This window comes from Pseudomonas chlororaphis (assembly GCA_001023535.1).
Classification (GTDB): domain Bacteria; phylum Pseudomonadota; class Gammaproteobacteria; order Pseudomonadales; family Pseudomonadaceae; genus Aquipseudomonas; species Aquipseudomonas chlororaphis_E.
Genome location: CP011020.1, coordinates 3,600,066 through 3,621,079 on the forward strand (window position 1 = coordinate 3,600,066; position 21,014 = coordinate 3,621,079).

Genomic DNA, 21,014 nt, shown 5'->3' on the forward strand with positions numbered 1-21,014 from the left:
GCGGCACGTATGATTGCGCCTCGTCAGACGCCAGTCTGGCAGTCACGCCATGCGCATTCAAACGGATTGTGACGCCCATACCGCGTCAGGCCTGGGCACAGGCGCAGGGTCCCCAGTACGGTAGTTCACTCACCGCCTGGATCGTTCATTTTCAGGAACACATCGCCATGCAGGTCAGCAAATCGAACAAGCTCGCCAACGTCTGCTACGACATTCGCGGCCCGGTGCTCAAGCACGCCAAGCGCCTGGAAGAGGAAGGCCATCGCATCCTCAAGCTGAACATCGGCAACCCGGCGCCCTTTGGTTTCGAAGCGCCCGATGAAATCCTCCAGGACGTCATCCGCAACCTGCCGACCGCCCAGGGCTACAGCGATTCCAAGGGCCTGTTCAGCGCCCGCAAGGCCGTGATGCAGTACTACCAGCAGAAGCAGGTCGAAGGTGTCGGCATCGAAGACATCTACCTGGGCAACGGCGTCTCCGAGCTGATCGTGATGTCGATGCAGGCGCTGCTCAACAACGGCGACGAAGTGCTGGTGCCAGCGCCGGACTACCCACTGTGGACCGCCGCCGTGAGCCTCTCCGGAGGCAACCCGGTGCATTACCTCTGCGACGAGCAGGCCAACTGGTTCCCTGACCTTTCGGACATCAAGGCCAAGATCACACCGAACACCAAGGCCCTGGTGATCATCAACCCGAACAACCCGACCGGCGCCGTGTATTCCAGGGAAGTGCTGCTGGGCATGCTGGAGCTGGCCCGCCAGCACAACCTGGTGGTGTTCTCCGATGAAATCTACGACAAGATCCTCTACGACGATGCCGTGCACGTGTGCACCGCGTCCCTGGCACCGGACCTGCTGTGCCTGACCTTCAACGGCCTGTCCAAGTCGTACCGGGTCGCCGGCTTCCGTTCCGGCTGGATCGCCATCTCCGGTCCCAAGCATCACGCCCAGAGCTACATCGAAGGTATCGACATGCTGGCCAACATGCGCCTGTGCGCCAACGTGCCGAGCCAGCACGCAATCCAGACGGCACTGGGCGGCTACCAGAGCATCAACGACCTGGTATTGCCCCCGGGCCGGTTGCTGGAACAGCGCAATCGTACCTGGGAGCTGCTCAACGACATTCCCGGCGTCAGTTGCGTCAAGCCGATGGGCGCGCTGTATGCCTTCCCACGGATCGACCCGAAAGTCTGCCCGATCCACAACGACGAAAAGTTCGTCCTCGACCTGCTGCTGTCGGAAAAGCTGCTGGTGGTCCAGGGCACGGCCTTCAACTGGCCGTGGCCGGATCACTTCCGTGTCGTGACCCTGCCGCGGGTCGATGACCTCGACCAGGCCATCGGCCGGATCGGCAACTTCCTCAAGTCCTACCGCCAGTAAGCCAGACAGCGTGCGAGGCCTCCTTGCCTCGCACGCTGTCTGATTCAGCAACATATCCGTTCCGATGACGCCGGCTGGCCTTCTACACTCAAGGCTGGATGGCCGGCGCGCACCCTCGTTCAACGTTCACGGGGGCTGGCGCCCCATTTTTTTTCCCTCGTCACTTTCAGAAAAGTCTTTCAATCATTTAGGACGCCTGTAGGACACAGTTTGAAATAGTCGCTCAGTTGAATCGCCTGCGGCAGCACCTTATATACCCCGCATGACGCTACATCTTAAGCATGAGGAGAATTCCACCACCATGATGCGCATCCTGCTGTTCTTGGCCACTAACCTGGCGGTCGTGCTGATTGCCAGCATCACCCTGAGCCTTTTCGGCTTCAACGGGTTCATGGCGGCCAATGGGGTTGACCTCAACCTCAATCAGCTGCTGATCTTCTGTGCGGTGTTCGGTTTCGCCGGTTCCCTGTTCTCGCTGTTCATCTCCAAGTGGATGGCGAAGATGAGCACTGGCACCCAGATCATCACTCAGCCGCGCACTCGCCATGAACAATGGCTGCTGCAAACCGTCGAGCAGCTGTCCCGCGAAGCCGGTATCAAGATGCCCGAGGTCGGGATCTTCCCCGCCTACGAGGCCAACGCCTTCGCCACTGGCTGGAACAAGAACGACGCCCTGGTCGCCGTCAGCCAGGGTTTGCTCGAGCGGTTTACACCCGACGAAGTCAGGGCCGTGCTGGCCCACGAGATCGGCCACGTCGCCAACGGCGACATGGTGACCCTGGCATTGATCCAGGGCGTGGTGAACACCTTCGTGATGTTCTTTGCCCGGATCATCGGTAATTTCGTCGACAAGGTGATCTTCAAGAACGAAGAAGGCCAGGGCATGGCCTACTACATCGCGACCATCTTTGCCGAGCTGGTCCTGGGTATCCTCGCCAGCGCCATCGTCATGTGGTTCTCGCGCAAGCGCGAGTTCCGCGCCGACGACGCCGGTGCACGCCTGGCCGGCACCGGTGCCATGATCGGCGCCCTGCAACGCCTGCGAGCCGAACAAGGCTTGCCGGTACACATGCCCGACACCCTGAACGCCTTTGGCATCAACGGTGGCATCAAGCAGGGCCTGGCGCGCATGTTCATGAGCCACCCGCCTCTGGAAGAGCGGATCGAAGCCCTGCGCCGTCGCGGCTGAGCATGATCGTTCCCACGCGCTGCGTGGGAACGCAGCCTGGGACTCTATGTGTCCCAAGGCTGAATGCGGAGCGTCCTTTTGGGGCGCTCACCCGCGCTTCAACGACTGGAAATCCGATACACCCGCTCATCCAGCCTCGTCACACCCGCCTGCAAAAACTTCCAGCTCTCCCCCAGTACATCCTGCACCTGCAAGACCTCCAACTGCCAGGCACCTCCCAGCAGCCGTTGCACCTCGTCATCTCCCACGGAGAACGGTGGGCCAGGCATTTCATCCTGGTTGTAATCGAGGGTAATCAACAGGCCGACGCCGCGGGGCAAAATGCTCTGCAGATGAGCCGCATACTGTTCCCGCATCGGCACAGGCAAGGCGATCAGCGCCGCGCGGTCGTACAACGCCGAACAGTCAGCCACATCACCCGGCTCCAGGGCGAAGAAATCACCGCAGCGAATCTCGATACCGGCGGCACGAAAGACCTTGAATGCGCCCTCCTCGCTCACGCTCGGCTCAAGCTGATGCTCAAGGAAAAAATCAGTCGCGGCCTTTTCCGACAACTCCACCCCCAGCACCGAATACCCTTGCTGGGCGAGCCAGATCAGATCCAGGGTCTTGCCGCACAGCGGCACCAGCACACGACTGCCCTGGGCCACCCCCAGTTGCGGCCAGAAACGTTGCAGGTAAGGGTTCACCTGCGGCGAGTGAAAGCCGATCTGGTTCGATGACCAACGCTTGTGCCAAAACTCGGGCTCCATGTTTCCCTCCAGAAATTCGATCAAAACGGGCTAAAACTTATATTAGATTCCGATCATAGTCCTGACGGAAGATGACGGCATCTTAACGCTCAGGAGCCCGCTCATGCTGCCCAGCCTGTTTATCTCCCATGGCTCACCGATGCTCGCGCTGGAGCCTGGCGCCAGCGGCCCGGCATTGGCTCGCCTCGCCGCACAATTGCCCCGGCCCAAGGCCATCGTCCTGGTGTCCGCCCATTGGGAGAGCGACGAACTGTTGGTCAACGCGAACCCGCAGCCTCGCACCTGGCATGACTTCGGTGGCTTCCCTCCGGCGCTGTACCAAGTGCAATACCCGGCAGCAGGCGACCCGGCGTTGGCGGCCCAGGTCGCAGAGCTGCTCAACGCCGCGCACCTACCGGCACGCCTCGATACCCAGCGGCCCGCCGACCATGGCGTCTGGGTGCCGTTGTCCTTGATGTACCCCGAGGCCGACATCCCAGTGGTGCAGGTGTCTCTGCCCAGCCGCCAGGGTCCCGCGTTGCAGACCCGGGTCGGCCGGGCGTTGGCGAGCCTGCGCCAGCAAGGTGTGCTGCTGATCGGCTCCGGCAGCATCACCCATAACCTGCGCGACCTGGACTGGAATGCTGGCCCTGAAAGCGTCGAACCCTGGGCCCAGGCCTTTCGCGACTGGATGGTCGAGAAACTGGCAGCCGACGACGAGCCCGCGCTGCATGACTACCGCCGCCAGGCGCCCCATGCCGTGCGCAGCCACCCCAGCGATGAACACCTGCTGCCGTTGTATTTCGCCCGGGGGGCGGGAGGCGTGTTCAGCGTTGCCCACCAAGGGTTCGAGATGGGGACGCTGGGAATGGACATCTACCGGTTTGACTGACCGGTAGACCGACTCGCCCCCTTCGCGAGCAAGCTCGCTCCCACAGGGGTATGTGTCGGCGGTGGGGGCGAGCGGCTCGCGAAGGCCTCAACGCCCTTGAGCGCCGTCACCCCGCAACAGGCAAAAAAAATCCCCGAACCAGTCGGGGATTTTTTCGCTCAATCAGCCCAGGGGCCGATCAATCTTCGCGGTAGCGACGCAGCTTGAGTTGCTTGCCGGCCACGCGGGTGTCCTTGAGCTTGGTCAGCAGTTTTTCCAGGCCATCTTCCGGCAGTTCAACCAGGCTGAAGCTGTCACGCACCTGGATGCGACCGATGGCCTCACGCGCCAGGCCACCTTCGTTGAGGATGGCACCCAGCAGGTTCTTGGCCGCGATGCCGTCACGGGCACCCAAGGCGGTACGGCAGCGAGCGCGGCCTTCGGCCAGCGGGATCGGTGCGCGACGCTCACGGTCACCACGGTCCGGACGATCGCCACTGCGCTCAGGGCGGTCGCCACGCGGTGCGCTGTTCGGCACCAGTGGACGTTCCTTCTCGATGGCCGCCAGGTTCAGCGCCTGACCATTGGTGGCCTTGCGCAGCAGGGCAGCAGCCAGGGCACGCGGAGTGCAACCGATGTCGGCAGTCAGGCGGTCGAGCAGATCACCATGGGTCGATTCGGCATCGGCCACCAGCGGCGACAGGCTGTTGGTCAGTTTCTTGATGCGAGCATCGAGCACGGCCTGGGCGTCCGGCAGGCGAACCTCGGCCACTTTCTGGCCGGTCACACGCTCGATCACTTGCAGCATGCGGCGCTCACGCGGGGTGACCAGCAGCAGTGCACGACCTTCGCGACCGGCACGGCCGGTACGGCCGATACGGTGGACGTAGGATTCCGGATCGTACGGCATGTCTACGTTGAACACGTGGGTGATGCGCGGAACGTCCAGGCCACGGGCAGCCACGTCGGTCGCCACGACGATGTCCAGGCGGCCATCCTTGAGGGAGTCGATGACGCGCTCACGCTGGTTCTGGGCAATGTCACCGTTCAGCGCGGCAGCCTTGTAGCCTTTGGCTTCCAGGGCGCTGGCCAGGTCCAGGGTCGCTTGCTTGGTGCGAACGAACATGATCAGGGCGTCGAAATCCTCGACTTCCAGCAGGCTCAGCACGGCAGAGGTCTTCTGGTCAGCATGAACCAGCAGGTGAGCCTGCTCGATCGCGGTGACGGTCTGGGTCTTGCTCTGGATCTTGACGTGTTTCGGGTCTTTCAAGTGACGCTCGGCGATCGCACGGATCGACTGCGGCAAGGTGGCCGAGAACAGGACGGTCTGACGGGTTTCCGGCATGGCCTTGAAGATGACTTCCAGGTCGTCCATGAAGCCCAGCTTGAGCATTTCGTCCGCTTCGTCGAGAACCAGGTGGTTCACGGTGGCGAGGACTTTCTCGTCACGACGCAGGTGGTCGCACAGACGGCCAGGGGTGGCGACAACGATTTGTGCGCCATTACGGATTGCTTTCAGTTGTGGGCCCATCGGCGCGCCGCCGTAGACAGCCACGACAGTCACGCCTGGCATTTGCTTGGCGTAGGTTTCGAAAGCGGTTGCAACTTGCAGCGCCAACTCACGAGTTGGGGCCAGGATCAGAGCTTGCGGCTCGCGCTTGGACGGATCAATGCGGTGCAGGATCGGCAGGGCGAACGCGGCGGTCTTACCCGTACCGGTTTGCGCCTGGCCAATCATATCGTGACCGGCGAGGATGATCGGGATCGACTGCTGCTGAATGGCCGAAGGCTCTTCATAGCCGGTAGCGACTACTGCAGCGACAATATTGGGATGAAGTTCAAGAGCGGCGAAGCCGCCGATTTCCTGGGTCATGGGTCTGCCTCTAAGTGCATCCGCAAAGACCCATGCTCCAAAGTTGCGCATGCCGTGTTGAGACTCAAGAGTCGCCCTGGCAGCTTTGTCGGCGGGGATTTGCGAAAACGAATGAATGAAAAAGAACGTCGTGGGTGTGTCCGTTGTGCGGACATGCAACCGAAGTTGCCTTCGAAATTGCGCTACCTTGACGCGGCCCGGCTAAAGGCCGGCGCGCACTATACCGGAATTCGCCCGAAAAGGGAGCTTTTTTTAATCCAGCTGAAACGCTTCACCTCAGTAATGTGGCAAGGAGATTTATCCCCTCGCCACAGGAGCCGCCACGTTTCAAGTCGCCGGCCGAATCGCCTTGATCAGCGGCAGCAAGGAATAACCCAGCTGTGGCGAGAGCGCTTCGGCGCGGGCCACCAGGCCTTGCATGTCCAGTGCCTGGTCCAGGTCCGCCGGGACGATCAGGATCACGTTGCCCTCCTTCACTGGCAGTTCCCAGTAATGCCGGTGGTACAAGCCGCGCAACAGCGCCGCGCCCAAGGGCTTGCCATCGTCGGTGGCCCATTGGTTGATCACCAGCCAGCCGCCCGGGTTGAGGCGTTTCTGGCAGTTTTCCAGGAAGCCCCAGGCCAGGTGCCCGACGCCAGGGCCGACGTCGGTGTAGAGGTCGACGAAAATCAGGTCCGCCGGCTCGGCGGTCTCCAATAGCTCCAGGGCGTCGCCGATGCGGATGTACAGGCGCGGATCGTCATCCAGGCCCAGGTATTCAATCGCCAGGCGGGGCACGTCGGGACGCAGTTCGATGGCCTCGACGTCCTCCAGCGGCAGGAACTTGAGGCAGGCCTGGGTCAGCGTCCCGGCCCCCAGCCCGAGGAACAAGGCACTGTCCGGTTGCTCATGGCACAACGCCCCGATCAGCATGGCGCGGGTGTAATCGTATTCGAGCCAACTGGGGTCGGCCGTGAACACGCAGCTTTGCTCGATGGCATCGCCGAACTCCAGAAACCGGTAATCGGCCACTTCGAAGACCCGGATCATGCCGAACTCGTCGTGCACCTCGGCGAGCAGATGCTCGACGCGTTCCTCTGTCATTTCATCTCCTGATGGTTGCCGCACCGGCGGCGCAAAAGCCGTGATTGTCCGCGAAGCCACGCAAACAGGTCACGCACTAATTTGCTGCTAACATGGCTGTCCGAGCGTAAACCACCTTAGAGATCATGATGAGCCAACCCTGGAGCCCTGACAGCTGGCGCGCCCTGCCGATCCAGCAACAACCCCGTTACCCCGACGCCGCGCACCTGTCGCGGGTGGAGCAGACCCTGGCCAGTTATCCACCGCTGGTGTTTGCCGGTGAAGCGCGGGAGTTGCGCCGTCAGTTCGCCGAGGTGACCCAGGGCCGGGCGTTTTTGCTGCAAGGTGGCGATTGCGCCGAGAGCTTTGCCGAGTTCTCGGCGGCGAAGATCCGCGACACCTTCAAGGTCCTGCTGCAAATGGCGATCGTCATGACCTTTGCCGCCGGCTGCCCGGTGGTCAAGGTCGGGCGCATGGCCGGACAGTTCGCCAAGCCGCGTTCGGCCAACGATGAAACCATCGACGGTGTCACGCTGCCAGCGTACCGGGGCGATATCGTCAACGGCATCGGCTTCGACGAAAAAAGCCGCGTACCGGACCCGGAGCGACTGCTGCAGTCCTACCACCAGTCCACGGCCACCCTGAACCTGCTCCGCGCCTTCGCCCAGGGCGGTTTCGCCGACCTGCACCAGGTGCACCAATGGAACCTGGACTTCATCGCCAACTCGGCCCTGGCGGAAAAATACAGTCATCTGGCCGACCGCATCGACGAGACCCTGGCCTTCATGCGCGCCTGCGGCATGGACAGCTCGCCACAACTGCGCGAAACCAGCTTCTTTACCGCTCACGAGGCGCTGCTGCTCAATTACGAAGAAGCCTTCGTGCGCCGCGACAGCCTGACCAACGACTACTACGACTGCTCGGCGCACATGCTCTGGATCGGCGACCGGACCCGCCAGTTGGACGGCGCCCACGTCGAGTTCCTGCGCGGGGTGAACAACCCGATCGGGGTCAAGGTGGGGCCGAGCATGGACCCTGACGACCTGATCCGCCTGATTGATGCGCTCAACCCGGACAACGACCCGGGCCGCCTGAACCTGATCGCCCGGATGGGCGCCAACAAGGTCGGCGATCACCTGCCGCCGCTGTTGCGTGCCGTGCAGCGCGAAGGCAGGCAAGTGCTGTGGAGCTCCGACCCCATGCACGGCAACACCATCAAGGCCAGCAGTGGCTACAAGACCCGGGACTTCGCGCAGATCCTTGGCGAAGTGAAACAGTTCTTCCAGGCCCACGAGGCGGAAGGCACCTATGCCGGCGGCATCCACATCGAGATGACCGGGCAGAACGTCACCGAATGCATCGGCGGCGCACGACCGATCACCGAAGATGGGCTGTCGGACCGCTACCACACCCATTGCGACCCACGGATGAATGCCGATCAGTCGTTGGAGCTGGCGTTCCTGATTGCCGAGACGTTGAAGCAGGTCAGGCGCTGAACCTGACAGGTTTGTAATGCCTGGCCTATGGCTTTCGCGAGCAAGCCCGCTCTCCCATTGGAACGAGTCGGTCACTGATTTTGTGAACTCAACAGATCCTTTGTGGGAGCGGGCTTGCTCGCGAACTGGCCCGTTCAGTCACCACTTGACTGAGCCAATGCCAGAGCCAACCGAACCCCACTCACTCGCTGGCAGTTGAGCTGGACCCGCTCCAACCCCAGCCACCGGGCCATGCGACGCAGGTTCAGCGCCAGGGCCTGCACACCCTCCTCGTCCAACCCCGGTGCCTCCTCGTGCACCGCATGCACCGCTAGTCGGCCTAAGGCCCGCTCTGCCCGCAGGTCGACCCGCGCCGCAATGCGTTCGTTGTGCAGGAACGGCAAGACGTAGTAGCCATACACCCGCTTGTGCACCGGGGTGTAGATCTCCAGCCGGTAACGAAAATCGAACAGCCGCTCGGTACGGCTGCGCTCCCACACCAGGGAATCGAAAGGTGACAACAAGGCGCTGGCCGCCACTTTGCGAGGGATTTTCGCCGAGGGTCGACACCAGGCCACTTGCTTCCAGCCCTGCACCTGGCAGCGCACTAATTCGCCGGCCTCCTCCAGCTCGGCCAGGCGCCCACGGCAGTCCGCCGGTTCAAGGCGAAAGTAGTCGCGCAGGTCCTTTTCCGTACCCACCCCCAGGGCGTCGGCGGCGCGCATCAGCAACGCCCGTTGAGCCTGGGCCTCGTCCGGCGGCGCCTGTTGCAGGATTTCGGCGGGCAACACCCGTTCCGGCAAATCGTAGAGCCGCTCGAAGCCTCGCCGCCCCGCCACCGTCACTTCGCCTGCGGCGAACAACCATTCCAGGGCATGCTTCTCCTCGCTCCAGTCCCACCAGGGCCCGGCCTTTTCCTGGCGCGTGGACAAGCTGCCCGCGCCCACGGCGCCCTGCGCCCGGACCGACGCCAGCACCCGACGAATCACGTCCTGGCGCTCCTGCCCGAAACGCGCCAACTGCTGGTAGATCCCCTCGCCACGGGCGGCACGCTGCATGCGCCAACGCATCAGCGGATACAACGCCATCGGCAACAACGACGCTTCATGACCCCAATATTCGAACAGCGTCCGGCGTCGGCCCTGGCTCCAGGCCGCCTGGTCGAGTAAATCGGGGTTGTAGGTACCGAGACGGGAGAACAGCGGGAGGTAGTGCGAGCGCACCAGCGCATTGACCGAGTCGATCTGCAGGACGCCGAGGCGTTCGATCAGGCGATTGAGGCGCGAGGGTTGCACCGAAGCTGGCGGCGACCGCCCATCGAATCCTTGGGCGGCCAACGCCAGACGCCGGGCCTGTTTGAGGGTAAAGGACAGCGTCGCGGGCATGGAGATCTCCTTGTCTGCTCGCAACCTACCTCACCAATAAGGGGTTTGTGTAGGAAAGGATGGCTCATTTGTGCATCGGGTCATCCCAGAACGGCCGGACCACTTCCCGTTCCACGTCGGCACGGCTGACGCCAATGTCCTTGAGTGCCTCGTCGCTCATGCCGGCCAGCAGTTCACGTTCGTGGTGCAATTCGTACCAGCGGCTAAACTTGTGCATCAGCGCGCTGAGCGAGAAGCCATGGGAGAGTTTGTCTACCAGTAGATATCCTTTTTGACCTTTCATCGTGATGTCCTCCGTTGGGGATGGCTCAAGTCTCGCGCCAACGCTAAGATCAATCCAACGAATGTTTTTTATGCAATACATCTCGGAGATTGATCAATTGTCGAGTTACCCGAGCATCGATACGGAAGTGCTGCGCACCTTCGTCGCCATCGCCGACCAGGGCGGTTTCACCCGCGCCGGCGAATTGGTCAATCGCACCCAATCGGCCGTCAGCATGCAGATGAAGCGGTTGGAAGAGGATGTGCTGCAGCGGCGGCTGTTCGAGCGTGACGGGCGCCAGGTCAAGCTCACCGCCGAAGGCCAGGTGCTGCTCGGCTACGCCCGGCGGATCCTCAAGCTGCACAGCGAGGTGTTCAATACCCTGCGCGAACCGCACATGGTCGGCACGGTGCGCATCGGCACGCCGGACGACTACGTGATGCGGTTCCTGCCGGGGATCCTGCAGCGCTTTGCCCAGTTCTATCCCCTGATAGAGATCGAGGTGCACTGCGAGTCGTCCAAGCAATTGTTGCTTCGCCAGGACCTGGACCTGTCCATCGTCACCCGCAAACCGGGGGACGAAATCGGCCAGCTGCTGCGCAAGGAACGTTTTGTCTGGGCCGAAGCCGCGTGCTTCAACGTTCACGAACAGACGCCGTTGCCACTGGCGATGTTCAACAGCGATTGCTTCTGCCGGCAGTGGGCCTGCAACGCGCTGGATGCCATGGGCCGCGAGTATCGCGTGGCGTACAACAGTTCGAGCCTGTCGGCGCTCATGGCAGTGGTGGGCGCGGGCCTGGCCATCACCGCCCAGCTGGAAAGCCTGCTGACCCCGGACATGCGCGTGCTGGGCGAGGCCGAAGACCTGCCGGAATTGCCCGAGGCCAGCATCATGCTGATCCGCAACCTGCACAATCCGTCGCCGATCACCGAGTGCCTGGCCGAGCACATTGTCGAGGGCTTCAAACTTTAAGGGCGAGCAGCACCGCGCACAGCACCAGGAAACCGCAGAACAGCCCGCGCAGCAGCCGCTCGGGCAAGGCATGGGCCACCTTCACGCCCCAGCTGATGCTCAACAGGCCACCGACGGCCAGCGGCAGGCCGATGCTCCAGTCCACCTCGTGATGGAAGGCATACGTGGCGAGGGTCACGCCAGTGCTGGGCAAGGCCAGCGCCAGGGACAACCCTTGGGCAACGACCTGGGTAGTGCCGAACAGGCTGGTTAGGATCGGCGTTGCAACGACCGCCCCGCCCACACCGAACAACCCGCCCATGGCACCGGACGCCGCCCCCAATACACCGAGCCATGGCCAGCCATGACGCATCTGCGCCGAAGGCGGTGCCGTCGCGGTGAACATGCGGGCAAGGTTGTAGAGCGTCAGCGCCACCAGGAACGCCACGAAACCGATCCGCATGCTCTGGGCATCGATACCGACGGCCCAGATCGATCCGAGCCAGGCAAAACAGAAGCCCATGGACGCCAACGGCAGGACATGGCGCAGTTCGATACGATTGCGCTGGTGATAACGCCATAGCGCGAGCATGACATTGGGCACCACCATGACCAGCGCCGTGCCTTGGGCCAGTTGCTGGTCAAGCCCGAACCATACGCCCAGCACCGGAATTGCAATCAGCCCGCCACCGATGCCAAACAATCCCCCCAGGGTGCCCAGCGCGGCACCGAACAACAGAAACACCACAAACTCGATCACAGACGACTCCCCTTTCACCAAGGCGCTTATCCTACGCAGTCGCCGCCAGCGAGGGAACGCAACATCTGATCAGATCGTCAGAATTATCTGGCGCATTAAAGATTCGCCCGCTAGATTCAGCTCATCTCTGTTTGAAGGTTCTGCCATGACCACCCAGCGCGACACCCCCGAAGCTTGCGAAGCCCTGTTGCTCGACAACCAGGTCTGCTTCGCCCTGCATTCCACCTCCTTGATGATGACCAAGGTCTACAAGCCGTTGCTCCAGGCACTGGGCCTGACGTATCCGCAATACCTGGCAATGATGGTGCTGTGGGAAAAAGATGGCCTGACTGTCGGTGAAATCAGCACCCGCCTGCTCACCGATCCCGGCTCCCTCACCCCATTGCTCAAGCGCCTGGAAGCCGAAGGCCTGTTGAGCCGCACCCGCAGCCGCGAAGATGAACGCGTGGTGATCGTCGAACTCACCGAGCAAGGCCGTGCCCTGCGCGAAAAAGCCCTCGGCATCCCCCAATGCATCCTCGCCGCCAGCGGCCAGACCATGGAGCAGTTGAAAAAACTGCAACTCGAGCTCCAGGCATTGCGCAGCCATCTGCAAGACACCCTGTAGCCATCAGAACGTCCCGGTGGAGCGAGCCGATTCAGCACTTCGATAGCTGACACACCGTTTCGCGAGCTGGCTCGCTCCCACCCTGGATCTTGGATAGGCGTACGTCCAGCCGCCCCCCTGCTCGCGAAAGCGCCAGCCCTTCCACCAAAACCCTCCCTCACCAAAAAAAACTCACCTCCTTCAAACAGCTCTAACTCAATAGTTTCAGCCTGATGAAAGGCCTTTCGCCAAAACTTTCTTGAAAATTTATATTGCGCGCAAAACATTAGCGCTATACATTCTCTTCACACCTACTTAGCGCGCAAACATTTAGCGCAAAACATCAACCAGAAATGAGGATTTCACCATGCAAACACTCTATACCGCCATCGCAACCTCCACCGGCGGCCGTGATGGCCGTGCGATCTCCAGCGACAACATCCTCGACGTCAAACTCGCCACCCCCAAGGAACTCGGCGGTGCCGGCGGTGCAGCAACCAACCCTGAACAACTGTTTGCCGCCGGTTACTCGGCCTGCTTCATCGGCGCGCTGAAATTCGTCGCCAGCCAGGGCAAGCGCAAGATCCCGGACGACGCCTCGATCACCGCCCACGTCGGCATCGGCCAGATCCCCGGCGGTTTCGGCCTGGACATCGACCTGCACATCAGCCTGCCGGGCCTTGATCAAGCCGATGCCCAGGCGCTGGTCGACGCAGCCCACCAGGTCTGCCCGTACTCCAACGCCACCCGTGGCAACGTCGATGTGCGCCTGCACGTCACGGTTTAACCCACCGTTCCCGAATTCGAACCTAAGGACGCTCACATGAACACGCTCAGCAAAGCCTTGACCGGTACCCTCCTCGCCCTCAGCGTCAGCAGCGCTTTCGCCAACGGCATCGTGGAACACAACACCCAGGCATTTCTCGATGCGCTGAACGCCGGCACCGGCAAGCCACTGGAACAACTGTCGCCCAAGGACGCTCGCGCCGTGCTGGTGGGCGCCCAGGCCGGGGTCAAGCTGACCTTGCCCAAGGCCGATGTCAGTGAGAAGACCATCCAGGCCGATGGCCAGTCGATCAGCCTGACCATCGTCCGTCCGGCCGGGGTCAAGGGTGAGTTGCCCGTGTTCATGTTCTTCCACGGCGGCGGCTGGGTGCTGGGCGATTTCCCGACCCACGAGCGATTGGTTCGGGACCTGGTGGCGGGTTCGGGTGCTGTCGCGGTGTTCGTCAACTACACGCCTTCACCTGAGGCGCATTACCCGGTGGCGATCAACCAGGCCTACGCCGCGACGAAATGGGTGGCCGAACACGGCAAGCAGATCAATGTCGACGGCAAGCGCCTGGCGGTGGTCGGCAACAGCGTGGGTGGCAACATGGCGGCCGTCGTGGCCCTGATGGCCAAGGACAAGGGCACCCCGGCGATCCGCTTCCAGGCGCTGTTGTGGCCCGTGACCGACGCCAACTTCGAGACCGCGTCCTACAACCAGTTCGCCGAAGGGCATTTCCTCAGCAAGAACATGATGAAATGGTTCTGGGACAACTACACCACCGACGCCGGGCAACGCAGCGAGATCTATGCCTCGCCGTTGCGGGCCAGTACCGCGCAGCTCAAGGGCCTGCCGCCAGCGCTGGTCCAGACCGCCGAGGCCGATGTCTTGCGTGATGAAGGTGAAGCCTATGCGCGCAAACTGGACGCCGCCGGAGTGCCGGTCACGGCCGTGCGCTACAACGGAATGATCCACGACTACGGTTTGCTCAACGTGGTTAGCCAAGTGCCAGCGGTGCGCTCGGCGATGTTGCAAGTGTCGCAAGAGCTCAAGCAGCACTTGAAGTGATTGCACGCCGAAACTTTTGTGGCGAGGGAGCAAGCTCCCTCGCCACAGGCGATTGGGTGCCTAGTCCTGAAATAAAAAAGCCCGACTCGATGGTCGGGCTTTTTCATGCAAAGGCTTCGCTTATTTAGCGCGGCCTTTGTAGGAACCGCCTTCGCGGGTATCGATCTCGATCATGTCACCGATTTCGATGAAGTCGGCCACCGACAGTTCGGTACCGTTCTTCAGTTTGGCAGGCTTCATGACCTTGCCGGAAGTGTCGCCGCGAGCGGAACCTTCGGTGTAGTCAACCTGACGCACGATGGTGGTCGGCAGCTCTACGGACACCAGGCGCTCTTCGAAGAACACGGCTTCGCAGACGTCGGTCATGCCTTCTTCCACGAATGGCAGAACGCTTTCGATGTCTTCGGCGTTCAGCTCGTACATGGTGTAATCAGTGGTGTCCATGAACGTGTAGGTGTCGCCGCTGATGAAGGACAGGGTCGCTTCCTTGCGGTCGAGGATCACGTCGTCCAGTTTGTCGTCCGCACCGTAAACGGTTTCGGTCTTGTAACCGGTCAGCAGGTTCTTCAGCTTGGTCTTCATGATCGCGCTGTTACGACCCGACTTGGTGAATTCAGCTTTCTGAACCAGCCAAGGATCGTTGTCGATACGAATCACGGTACCGGGTTTGAGTTCTTTACCAGTTTTCATTGCGAATATCCGAATTTGGATGGGATTTACAAAAATCTAGGCCGCGTATCATATCCAATTTCCATAAAACTTCACCAGCGCCGCGGCAAGATCGGGTCGCGAGGCCTGTTCCAGACACCACGCCTGGGCATGTTCGGCCAGTTCCTGCTGCTGTTGGCGGGTCGATCGCCAGTGTTCGGCCATGTCCTGGCCGGCATTCCAGGCCCGCCAAAGACCGCTGATCGCATTTTGCGCCGCCTCCGAAAGACCCTGGGTGTACAGCCTGAGGAACGCCTCGAGTTTTTCCAGGTGAACGTCTTCTTCCTGCTGGTAGATATGCCAGAGCAGTGGCCGGCCGGCCCATTGGGCACGGACGAAGGAGTCTTCGCCACGCACGGCGTTGAAATCGCAGCACCACAGCAGTTGATCGTATTCGTCCTGGCGGATGAACGGCAGCACCTGCACCGTCAGGGCGCCGCGTCGATGCACCGCACCCACGGCCAGGCCATCGACCCCGAGCCAGCGCTGGACATCCCCCAGCACCCGCCCTTCGGGCACCAGCACGTGAAACGCCTGGGTATCGGCGGCCATGGCGTCGAACCAACTGGCGAGCCCGCTGTTTTCATAGGCAAACAGCGAGATCAGGCACGCATCGGGCGACCGATCGACGCCCAGCCCCTGTAGGAAAAGCGTCTGCGCCTGGGCATCCAGCTGAAATTGCCGACGGCGCTCCAGCAGGCCCGCTTCGCGCAGCAAGCCTCCGGTGCCCTGCGCAAAGCCCGGGAAAAAGAAATACTTCTGCACGTGGTGGTACTTGACCGACGGCAAGCCGTGGCAACCGATTACCCAGTCTTCGGCACTCAGGTAGTCGAGGTTCATCCACAACGGCGGTGTCGGGCGCTCGGCCATTGCGTCCATGTAGGCACTTGGCAGTTGGCAAGCGAACGCGGCAATCACCACGTCGGCGGCTTCGGTGGTCGGCCATTGCTGCGGCCAGTGGCGCACCTCCACACCCTGCTGCCATTGCTCGGACAACGTGGTGTCGACCTCCGGGCACAGCCGCTCGAACGCCCGCAGGTCGTCGACCCACAGCCGCACCACGCATCGATGCTCGGCCACCAGTTGCCGAGCCAGGCGCCACGTGACGCCAATGTCGCCAAAGTTATCGACGACGGTGCAAAAAATATCCCAGCGCACGGTCATTCCCGACTCCCTGTGGCAAAGGCCTGATTGTCCCGAATAAACCAGGCATGCAGAAGAGCCGACGGCGATTAATCTTCATGCGACAATCACTCCCTGCCCATGCCCATGCCCCTGCCAGGAAGCAGCCATGTCTGATTACCCGCCCGCCCCACGTCTTTCAGCCTTGAAACTGACCGTCAGTATTGCCCTTGGCCTGTGGCTGGGGTTCCTTGCCATTGTCCTGACGGGCTGGCTCATGTCGCGATTGTTCCTGGGTGAAACCCTGGCGCCGGTCGCCGCTGCCGTGCATCAACTGGCACAACCACCGGCGGCGCAACCGGCCCCGCCACCGCCCACGCCAATGTTCGAGCAATACCAGCAGAACCTGCAACGCAACGAGCAGCGGCAAGCGCTGGACCAGGTCCGCAACAACCCCCGCAACCTGTCCAACCCCAAGTGCCAGTTCTGGTTGCAACAGGACCAGAACGCGCCCAGCGAAAAAAGCCGCGCCAACGTGCTGCAATTCTGCGAATGAGCATGAACAAACAGACCGTCCACCAACTGATCCTGGACAAGCTCAGGATCGATCTCGACATCGCCGAACGCGCGGCCCTGACCGCGTATGAAACCGCGACCCACGAAGAAAACATCGCCGAGAACAAATACGACACCCTCGGCCTTGAGGCCGCCTACCTCGCCGCCGGCCAGGCCAGGCGCGTGGAGGAAATCCGCCAGGCCCTCACCCGTTGCCAGAACCTTTCGCCCAGGCCCTACAGCGAGCAGCGCGGGATCGAGGTCGGTACGTTGATCGGGCTGGAAGATGAAGACGGCCGCCAGCAGTGGCTGTTCCTGGGGCCGGACGCGGCGGGGTTGAAGGTCTCGCTGGTGGGCCAGCCGATCACGGTCATCACCCCTCGCTCGCCGCTGGGCCGGGGCCTTCTGGGCAAGTTCGAAGGGGATGAAGTGGAGATTGTCGTGGCGGGCGCCCGGCAACAGTTCGCTGTCACCGAGGCGATCTAGAAAGCTGGCTTAATGCACGGGCAGTTCGACGCCGTCGAACAGCTCTTCGAGTTCCTGCTTGTTGTGGCACTGGATGGCCTTGGCCATGACTTCACGGGTCAGGTGCGGTGCGAACTTCTCGATGAAATCGCACATGAAGCCACGCAGGAAAGTACCGCGACGGAAACCGATCTTGGTCACGCTGGACTCGAACAACTCGCTGGCATCCAGCACCACCAGGTCATTGTCGAGCTTGGTGTCGACCGCCATCTTGGCCACGATGCCCACGCCCAGGCCGAGGCGCACGTAGGTCTTGATCACGTCGGCATCGGCGGCGGTGAACACCACCTTGGGGGTCAGGCCGCGATGGCTGAAGGCTTCGTCGAGCTTCGAACGACCGGTGAAACCGAAGACGTAGGTCACGATCGGGTACTCGGCCAGGGCTTCGAGGGTCAGCTTCGGCAACTTGGTCAGGGGATGGCCCTGGGGCACGACCACACAACGGTTCCAGCGGTAGCACGGCATCATCACCAAGTCGCCGAACAGTTCCAGGGCTTCGGTGGCGATAGCGAAATCCACGGTGCCGTCGGCGGCCATTTCGGCGATCTGCATCGGCGAGCCCTGGTGCATGTGCAGCGCCACGTCCGGGTATTGCTTGATGAAGTTGCTGATCACCGGCGGCAGTGCATAACGGGCCTGGGTGTGGGTGGTGGCGATCGACAGGGTGCCTTTTTTCTCGTTGGAGAACTCCTGGGCGATCTGCTTGATGCTTTCGACCTTGCGCAGGATCTCGCCGGCCGTGGTGATGATGCGCTCGCCCGCCGGGGTTACGCGGGTCAGGTGCTTGCCGCTGCGGGCGAAGACTTCGACGCCCAGTTCGTCTTCCAACAGGCGGATCTGTTTGCTGATGCCGGGTTGTGACGTGTACAGGCTCTGGGCAGTAGCGGAAACGTTGAGGTCGTGGTGCGCCACTTCCCAGATGTAGCGCAGTTGTTGAAGCTTCATATGTATCCCTCAAAGCAGTTGGACGCCACGGGCATCAGCGACGGTATATAACTATATGAAAGGTTTTGGCAATAAATCTAGAACTTTTTATAAAAAGCCATCATTTAGCCTCAAGCCTCTCCCTGGCGTCGACGCTGCACCAGCGGCACGAGGTAGACCGGCACCCGGGACAACTGCAATACCCGGGCGGCAGTCCTGCCCAGGGGGCTTTCTCCATTGGCCCCCTGGCAATGACTGCCGACGATCAGCAAATCGACCGAGAGCTTCGCAGCCTGCTCGAGGATGACCTGGGAAGGATCCCCCTGGAAAACCCTGACCGACTTGATCAGTTGCAAGTCCTGCTGCCCTTCGCCCAACTCCTCGCGAAAACTGTCGAGCACCCGTTGCTCAATGTTGGCCATCACCGTATTCAGACCTTGGCGATGAAATTCGTTCAGCGCCTGCTCGTCGAGATAGCTTTGCAACACCGATTCGGCGAACAACCCCATCGGCTCTACCGCATGCACCACATACAACTCGGCTTTAAACGTCCGTGCCAACGCCAAGGCATGCTGCATCACATAAGGGGCGTAGAGCCCCAGGTCTGTGGCGTACAGCATCGAACGAATCATGTGACCTCCTCGCGTGCCAGAATGGCGGAGATGGATTGAGCTTAGCAGCGCCTTCGCCAGCACGACGTGCGGCTTAGCGTCCTGAACAACCGGTCGTCAGGGCTTCACCTCGTTACTGATGCCGTGGGGGACATGCCCCGTGGCGACCACCTCACGGGCCAATTCGCAGTGGCCGGTCTGGTCGTCGAAAAACACGTCGGCGGCGAAGGCTTCAAGGAATGCCGACTTGGTCAGGCCGCCAAGGAACAGCGACTCGTCCAGGCGAATATCCCATTCACGCAAGGTTCGGATGACCCGCTCGTGAGCCGGTGCCGAACGGGCCGTCACCAGCGCCGTGCGAATCGGGCAAGCGTCCTCGGGAAACTCGCGTTGCAGGGCATTGAGCGCGGCCAGGAAGCCCTTGAACGGTCCGCCTCGCAAGGGCTCACGGGCCGCCTGCCGTTCGCTGGCCTGGAACGCTTCGAGACCACCAGCCTGATAAACGCGCTCCGACTCATCGGAGAACAGTACCGCGTCGCCGTCGAACGCGATGCGCAATTCCTCGCTGGCGGCGCGGCTGGCACCGCCGGAGAGAATGGTCGCCGCGGCGAACCCGGCATCAAGGGCACTGCGCACGTCTTCGGCATGGGTGGACAAGAACAGGTCGCAGCCGAACGCCTTCAGGTAGGGATAAGGACTCCGGCCGCCGACGAACGCGGCACGCGAGATCGCCAGGCCATAGTGACCAATCGAGTTGAACACCCGAAGACCGGTGTCGGCACTGTTGCGCGAGACCAGCACCACTTCGACCCGGGCACGCCCCAGGTGCGCATTGAGGCTCAGCAGTTTCTCCACCAGGGCGAACGCGTCTCCCCGCGCCAGGACTTCATCTTCGTGCTCGATCTGGTATTGCCGGTAGGCCTCGACGCCACTGGACAGGTACACCTTGTGGCTTTCGCTGAGGTCGAACAACGCCCGCGATGAAATCGCCAGCACCAGCTTGTCGTCAATATTGTTTGCCATGTCGCCCCCCATCCGCGCTCAGCGGTTATGCCGATCCATGAACGCCAACGCCTGGTACAAGGCTTCGATTTTCGGCAGCGCACACCCCGCCGCTTTCGCCGCCGCCAACGGCCGGGCGTAGATTGCCTCCAGTTCCAGCGCGCGTTTATGCAGATGATCGTGGTGCATGCTCGGCCAATAGTCGGGCATCTTCTCGGTCATCGCGAACAGGTAGTCGGCGTAGCCCGGTGCGATGTGATGACCGCAGGCCTGGGCCCCCTGCACCACTTCGCGCATCAACGCCTGGATCAGCTCGCGACTGGCGGCATCGGCCATCAACGGCGTGGTGCTGGCCCCCAGCAACACCGAGAGACCGTTGTAGGGCACGTTCCACACCAATTTCTGCCAACGGGCCTGTTGCAGGTCGGCCATGGCCTGGGCATCGATGCCGGCATGGCGAAACAGCGTCGCAGCCTCTTCGACAATCAGCATGCGTTCAGCCTGATCGCCGCACGGACCGATGTGGTAACCGATGTTGACCGCGCCCAGCGCCTGGTGGGTGATGACACCGGGACCGGCCCGATGAACACAGATCAGGCAGAGCCCGCCCAACAGGTGCAGCGAGTCGGGCAGCAAGGGGCGCAGCGCCTCCTCGACATCCAGGCCGTTCTGCAATAGCAGGACCTTTGCCCCGGGCGCAGCCGCCTGGCGGATGACCGGGGCCAACTCGGCGTTGCTGGTGGTTTTGGCGCCCACCAGCAACCAGTCGCAGGGCGGCATCTCGGCCGCCGAGCGGTAGGCCTGGACCGGGTTGAGGGCCAGTGCGCCATGAACCGCACTGTCGACCTGCAACCCGCCTTCGGCCACCGCATTGAACTCACTGCGTAACAAGAAGTGCACGTCAAAACCGGCACGCGCCAACATCACGCCATAGAACCCGCCAATGGCCCCGGTGCCGATCATGCCGATCCGCGGTTTAACACCTGCCTGCATCTTTGCGCTCCTCTGGTAAACGGCCCTGCACATCATTGCACAGCCCCCCGGGACCCGGGGACTTATCCCACCGGGGATAAATCCCCTTCAAACCGGCCCCTGCCCATTGTCGAGCCCCCTCGTAACGCGATAAGGTTCGGCTCCCCGACGCGCTTAAATCCGCTGTGCACCGCCGCGCGGGGATCGCTGGCGGCCGGCACCCGTGACCTGAC

Annotated in this window: 22 protein-coding genes; 10 read left to right on the plus strand and 12 right to left on the minus strand. The window is 62.0% G+C overall.

The genetic code is table 11. From position 1 onward, the window contains the following. Window positions 1-167 precede the first annotated feature (167 nt). Window positions 168-1,379 (plus strand): aminotransferase, encoded by a 1,212-nt coding sequence (locus tag VM99_15935; protein AKJ99485.1) that lies wholly within the window; start codon window positions 168-170, stop codon window positions 1,377-1,379. Window positions 1,380-1,680: 301 nt separating this feature from the next. Next, window positions 1,681-2,568: a protease HtpX gene (locus VM99_15940; protein ID AKJ99486.1), complete on the plus strand. Its 888-nt coding sequence runs from the start codon at window positions 1,681-1,683 to the stop codon at window positions 2,566-2,568. A gap of 98 nt (window positions 2,569-2,666) precedes the next feature. On the opposite strand, the gene VM99_15945 is transcribed toward VM99_15940, so the two are convergent. Continuing rightward, the gene (locus tag VM99_15945; GenBank protein AKJ99487.1) at window positions 2,667-3,320 is read right to left on the minus strand and encodes a thiopurine S-methyltransferase; all 654 of its coding nucleotides are present in this window, start codon (window positions 3,318-3,320) and stop codon (window positions 2,667-2,669) included. A 103-nt stretch (window positions 3,321-3,423) separates the two neighbouring features. On the opposite strand from VM99_15945, the gene VM99_15950 reads away from it, so the two are divergent. Beyond that, complete coding sequence (locus VM99_15950) at window positions 3,424-4,191, plus strand: aromatic ring-opening dioxygenase LigB (GenBank protein ID AKJ99488.1); 768 nt, start codon at window positions 3,424-3,426, stop codon at window positions 4,189-4,191. A 178-nt stretch (window positions 4,192-4,369) separates the two neighbouring features. Here VM99_15950 and VM99_15955 read toward each other — a convergent pair whose 3' ends face one another. Further along, complete coding sequence (locus tag VM99_15955) at window positions 4,370-6,043, minus strand: RNA helicase (GenBank protein AKJ99489.1); 1,674 nt, start codon at window positions 6,041-6,043, stop codon at window positions 4,370-4,372. Window positions 6,044-6,370: 327 nt separating this feature from the next. Next, on the minus strand, window positions 6,371-7,126 hold the full coding sequence (locus VM99_15960) for a spermidine synthase (protein ID AKJ99490.1): 756 nt from the start codon (window positions 7,124-7,126) through the stop codon (window positions 6,371-6,373). A gap of 128 nt (window positions 7,127-7,254) precedes the next feature. Between VM99_15960 and VM99_15965 the strand changes: the two genes are divergently transcribed. Continuing rightward, complete coding sequence (locus VM99_15965) at window positions 7,255-8,601, plus strand: phospho-2-dehydro-3-deoxyheptonate aldolase (protein ID AKJ99491.1); 1,347 nt, start codon at window positions 7,255-7,257, stop codon at window positions 8,599-8,601. Window positions 8,602-8,735: 134 nt separating this feature from the next. On the opposite strand, the gene VM99_15970 is transcribed toward VM99_15965, so the two are convergent. Further along, window positions 8,736-9,965, minus strand: coding sequence for a cytoplasmic protein (locus tag VM99_15970; protein ID AKJ99492.1), 1,230 nt, complete (start codon window positions 9,963-9,965; stop codon window positions 8,736-8,738). 64 nt (window positions 9,966-10,029) lie between these two features. Beyond that, complete coding sequence (locus VM99_15975) at window positions 10,030-10,248, minus strand: hypothetical protein (GenBank protein ID AKJ99493.1); 219 nt, start codon at window positions 10,246-10,248, stop codon at window positions 10,030-10,032. 61 nt (window positions 10,249-10,309) lie between these two features. Between VM99_15975 and VM99_15980 the strand changes: the two genes are divergently transcribed. After that, the gene (locus tag VM99_15980) at window positions 10,310-11,200 is read left to right on the plus strand and encodes a LysR family transcriptional regulator (GenBank protein AKJ99494.1); all 891 of its coding nucleotides are present in this window, start codon (window positions 10,310-10,312) and stop codon (window positions 11,198-11,200) included. Here the strand turns inward: VM99_15980 and VM99_15985 are convergent. Further along, complete coding sequence (locus tag VM99_15985; GenBank protein ID AKJ99495.1) at window positions 11,190-11,939, minus strand: membrane protein; 750 nt, start codon at window positions 11,937-11,939, stop codon at window positions 11,190-11,192. The genes VM99_15980 and VM99_15985 overlap by 11 nt on opposite strands. A 145-nt stretch (window positions 11,940-12,084) precedes the next feature. On the opposite strand from VM99_15985, the gene VM99_15990 reads away from it, so the two are divergent. The 3 genes from VM99_15990 to VM99_16000 all read left to right on the plus strand — a co-directional run bounded on the left by VM99_15990 (window position 12,085) and on the right by VM99_16000 (window position 14,362). Beyond that, a complete protein-coding gene (locus VM99_15990) occupies window positions 12,085-12,546 on the plus strand; it encodes a MarR family transcriptional regulator (GenBank protein ID AKJ99496.1) in 462 nt (153 codons plus the stop codon). A gap of 346 nt (window positions 12,547-12,892) precedes the next feature. Beyond that, window positions 12,893-13,312, plus strand: a complete 420-nt coding sequence (locus VM99_15995; GenBank protein ID AKJ99497.1) for an organic hydroperoxide resistance protein — start codon at window positions 12,893-12,895, stop codon at window positions 13,310-13,312. Window positions 13,313-13,348: 36 nt separating this feature from the next. Further along, window positions 13,349-14,362 carry an alpha/beta hydrolase gene (locus VM99_16000; GenBank protein AKJ99498.1) on the plus strand — a complete coding sequence of 338 codons (1,014 nt, stop codon included), beginning with the start codon at window positions 13,349-13,351 and terminating at the stop codon, window positions 14,360-14,362. Window positions 14,363-14,482: 120 nt separating this feature from the next. Here the strand turns inward: VM99_16000 and VM99_16005 are convergent, their stop codons facing one another. Both VM99_16005 and VM99_16010 read right to left on the minus strand, forming a co-directional pair. Continuing rightward, on the minus strand, window positions 14,483-15,052 hold the full coding sequence (locus tag VM99_16005; protein AKJ99499.1) for an elongation factor P: 570 nt from the start codon (window positions 15,050-15,052) through the stop codon (window positions 14,483-14,485). Between the two features lie 48 nt (window positions 15,053-15,100). Further along, the gene (locus VM99_16010; protein AKJ99500.1) at window positions 15,101-16,234 is read right to left on the minus strand and encodes a hypothetical protein; all 1,134 of its coding nucleotides are present in this window, start codon (window positions 16,232-16,234) and stop codon (window positions 15,101-15,103) included. 127 nt (window positions 16,235-16,361) lie between these two features. Between VM99_16010 and VM99_16015 the strand changes: the two genes are divergently transcribed. Further along, window positions 16,362-16,748 (plus strand): hypothetical protein, encoded by a 387-nt coding sequence (locus VM99_16015; GenBank protein ID AKJ99501.1) that lies wholly within the window; start codon window positions 16,362-16,364, stop codon window positions 16,746-16,748. Window positions 16,749-16,750: 2 nt separating this feature from the next. Further along, on the plus strand, window positions 16,751-17,233 hold the full coding sequence (locus VM99_16020; protein ID AKJ99502.1) for an elongation factor GreAB: 483 nt from the start codon (window positions 16,751-16,753) through the stop codon (window positions 17,231-17,233). Window positions 17,234-17,242: 9 nt separating this feature from the next. Here the strand turns inward: VM99_16020 and cysB are convergent, their stop codons facing one another. From cysB to VM99_16040, 4 genes are all read right to left on the minus strand, one after another. Next, a complete protein-coding gene (gene cysB / locus VM99_16025) occupies window positions 17,243-18,217 on the minus strand; it encodes a CysB family transcriptional regulator (protein ID AKJ99503.1) in 975 nt (324 codons plus the stop codon). Window positions 18,218-18,327: 110 nt separating this feature from the next. Then, window positions 18,328-18,828 (minus strand): universal stress protein UspA, encoded by a 501-nt coding sequence (locus VM99_16030; GenBank protein AKJ99504.1) that lies wholly within the window; start codon window positions 18,826-18,828, stop codon window positions 18,328-18,330. A gap of 96 nt (window positions 18,829-18,924) precedes the next feature. Beyond that, entirely contained in the window at window positions 18,925-19,830 is a 906-nt protein-coding gene (locus VM99_16035) for a 5'-nucleotidase (protein ID AKK01773.1), read from the minus strand. 18 nt (window positions 19,831-19,848) lie between these two features. Further along, window positions 19,849-20,802 carry a 2-dehydropantoate 2-reductase gene (locus tag VM99_16040; protein ID AKJ99505.1) on the minus strand — a complete coding sequence of 318 codons (954 nt, stop codon included), beginning with the start codon at window positions 20,800-20,802 and terminating at the stop codon, window positions 19,849-19,851. Window positions 20,803-21,014: the final 212 nt, after the last annotated feature.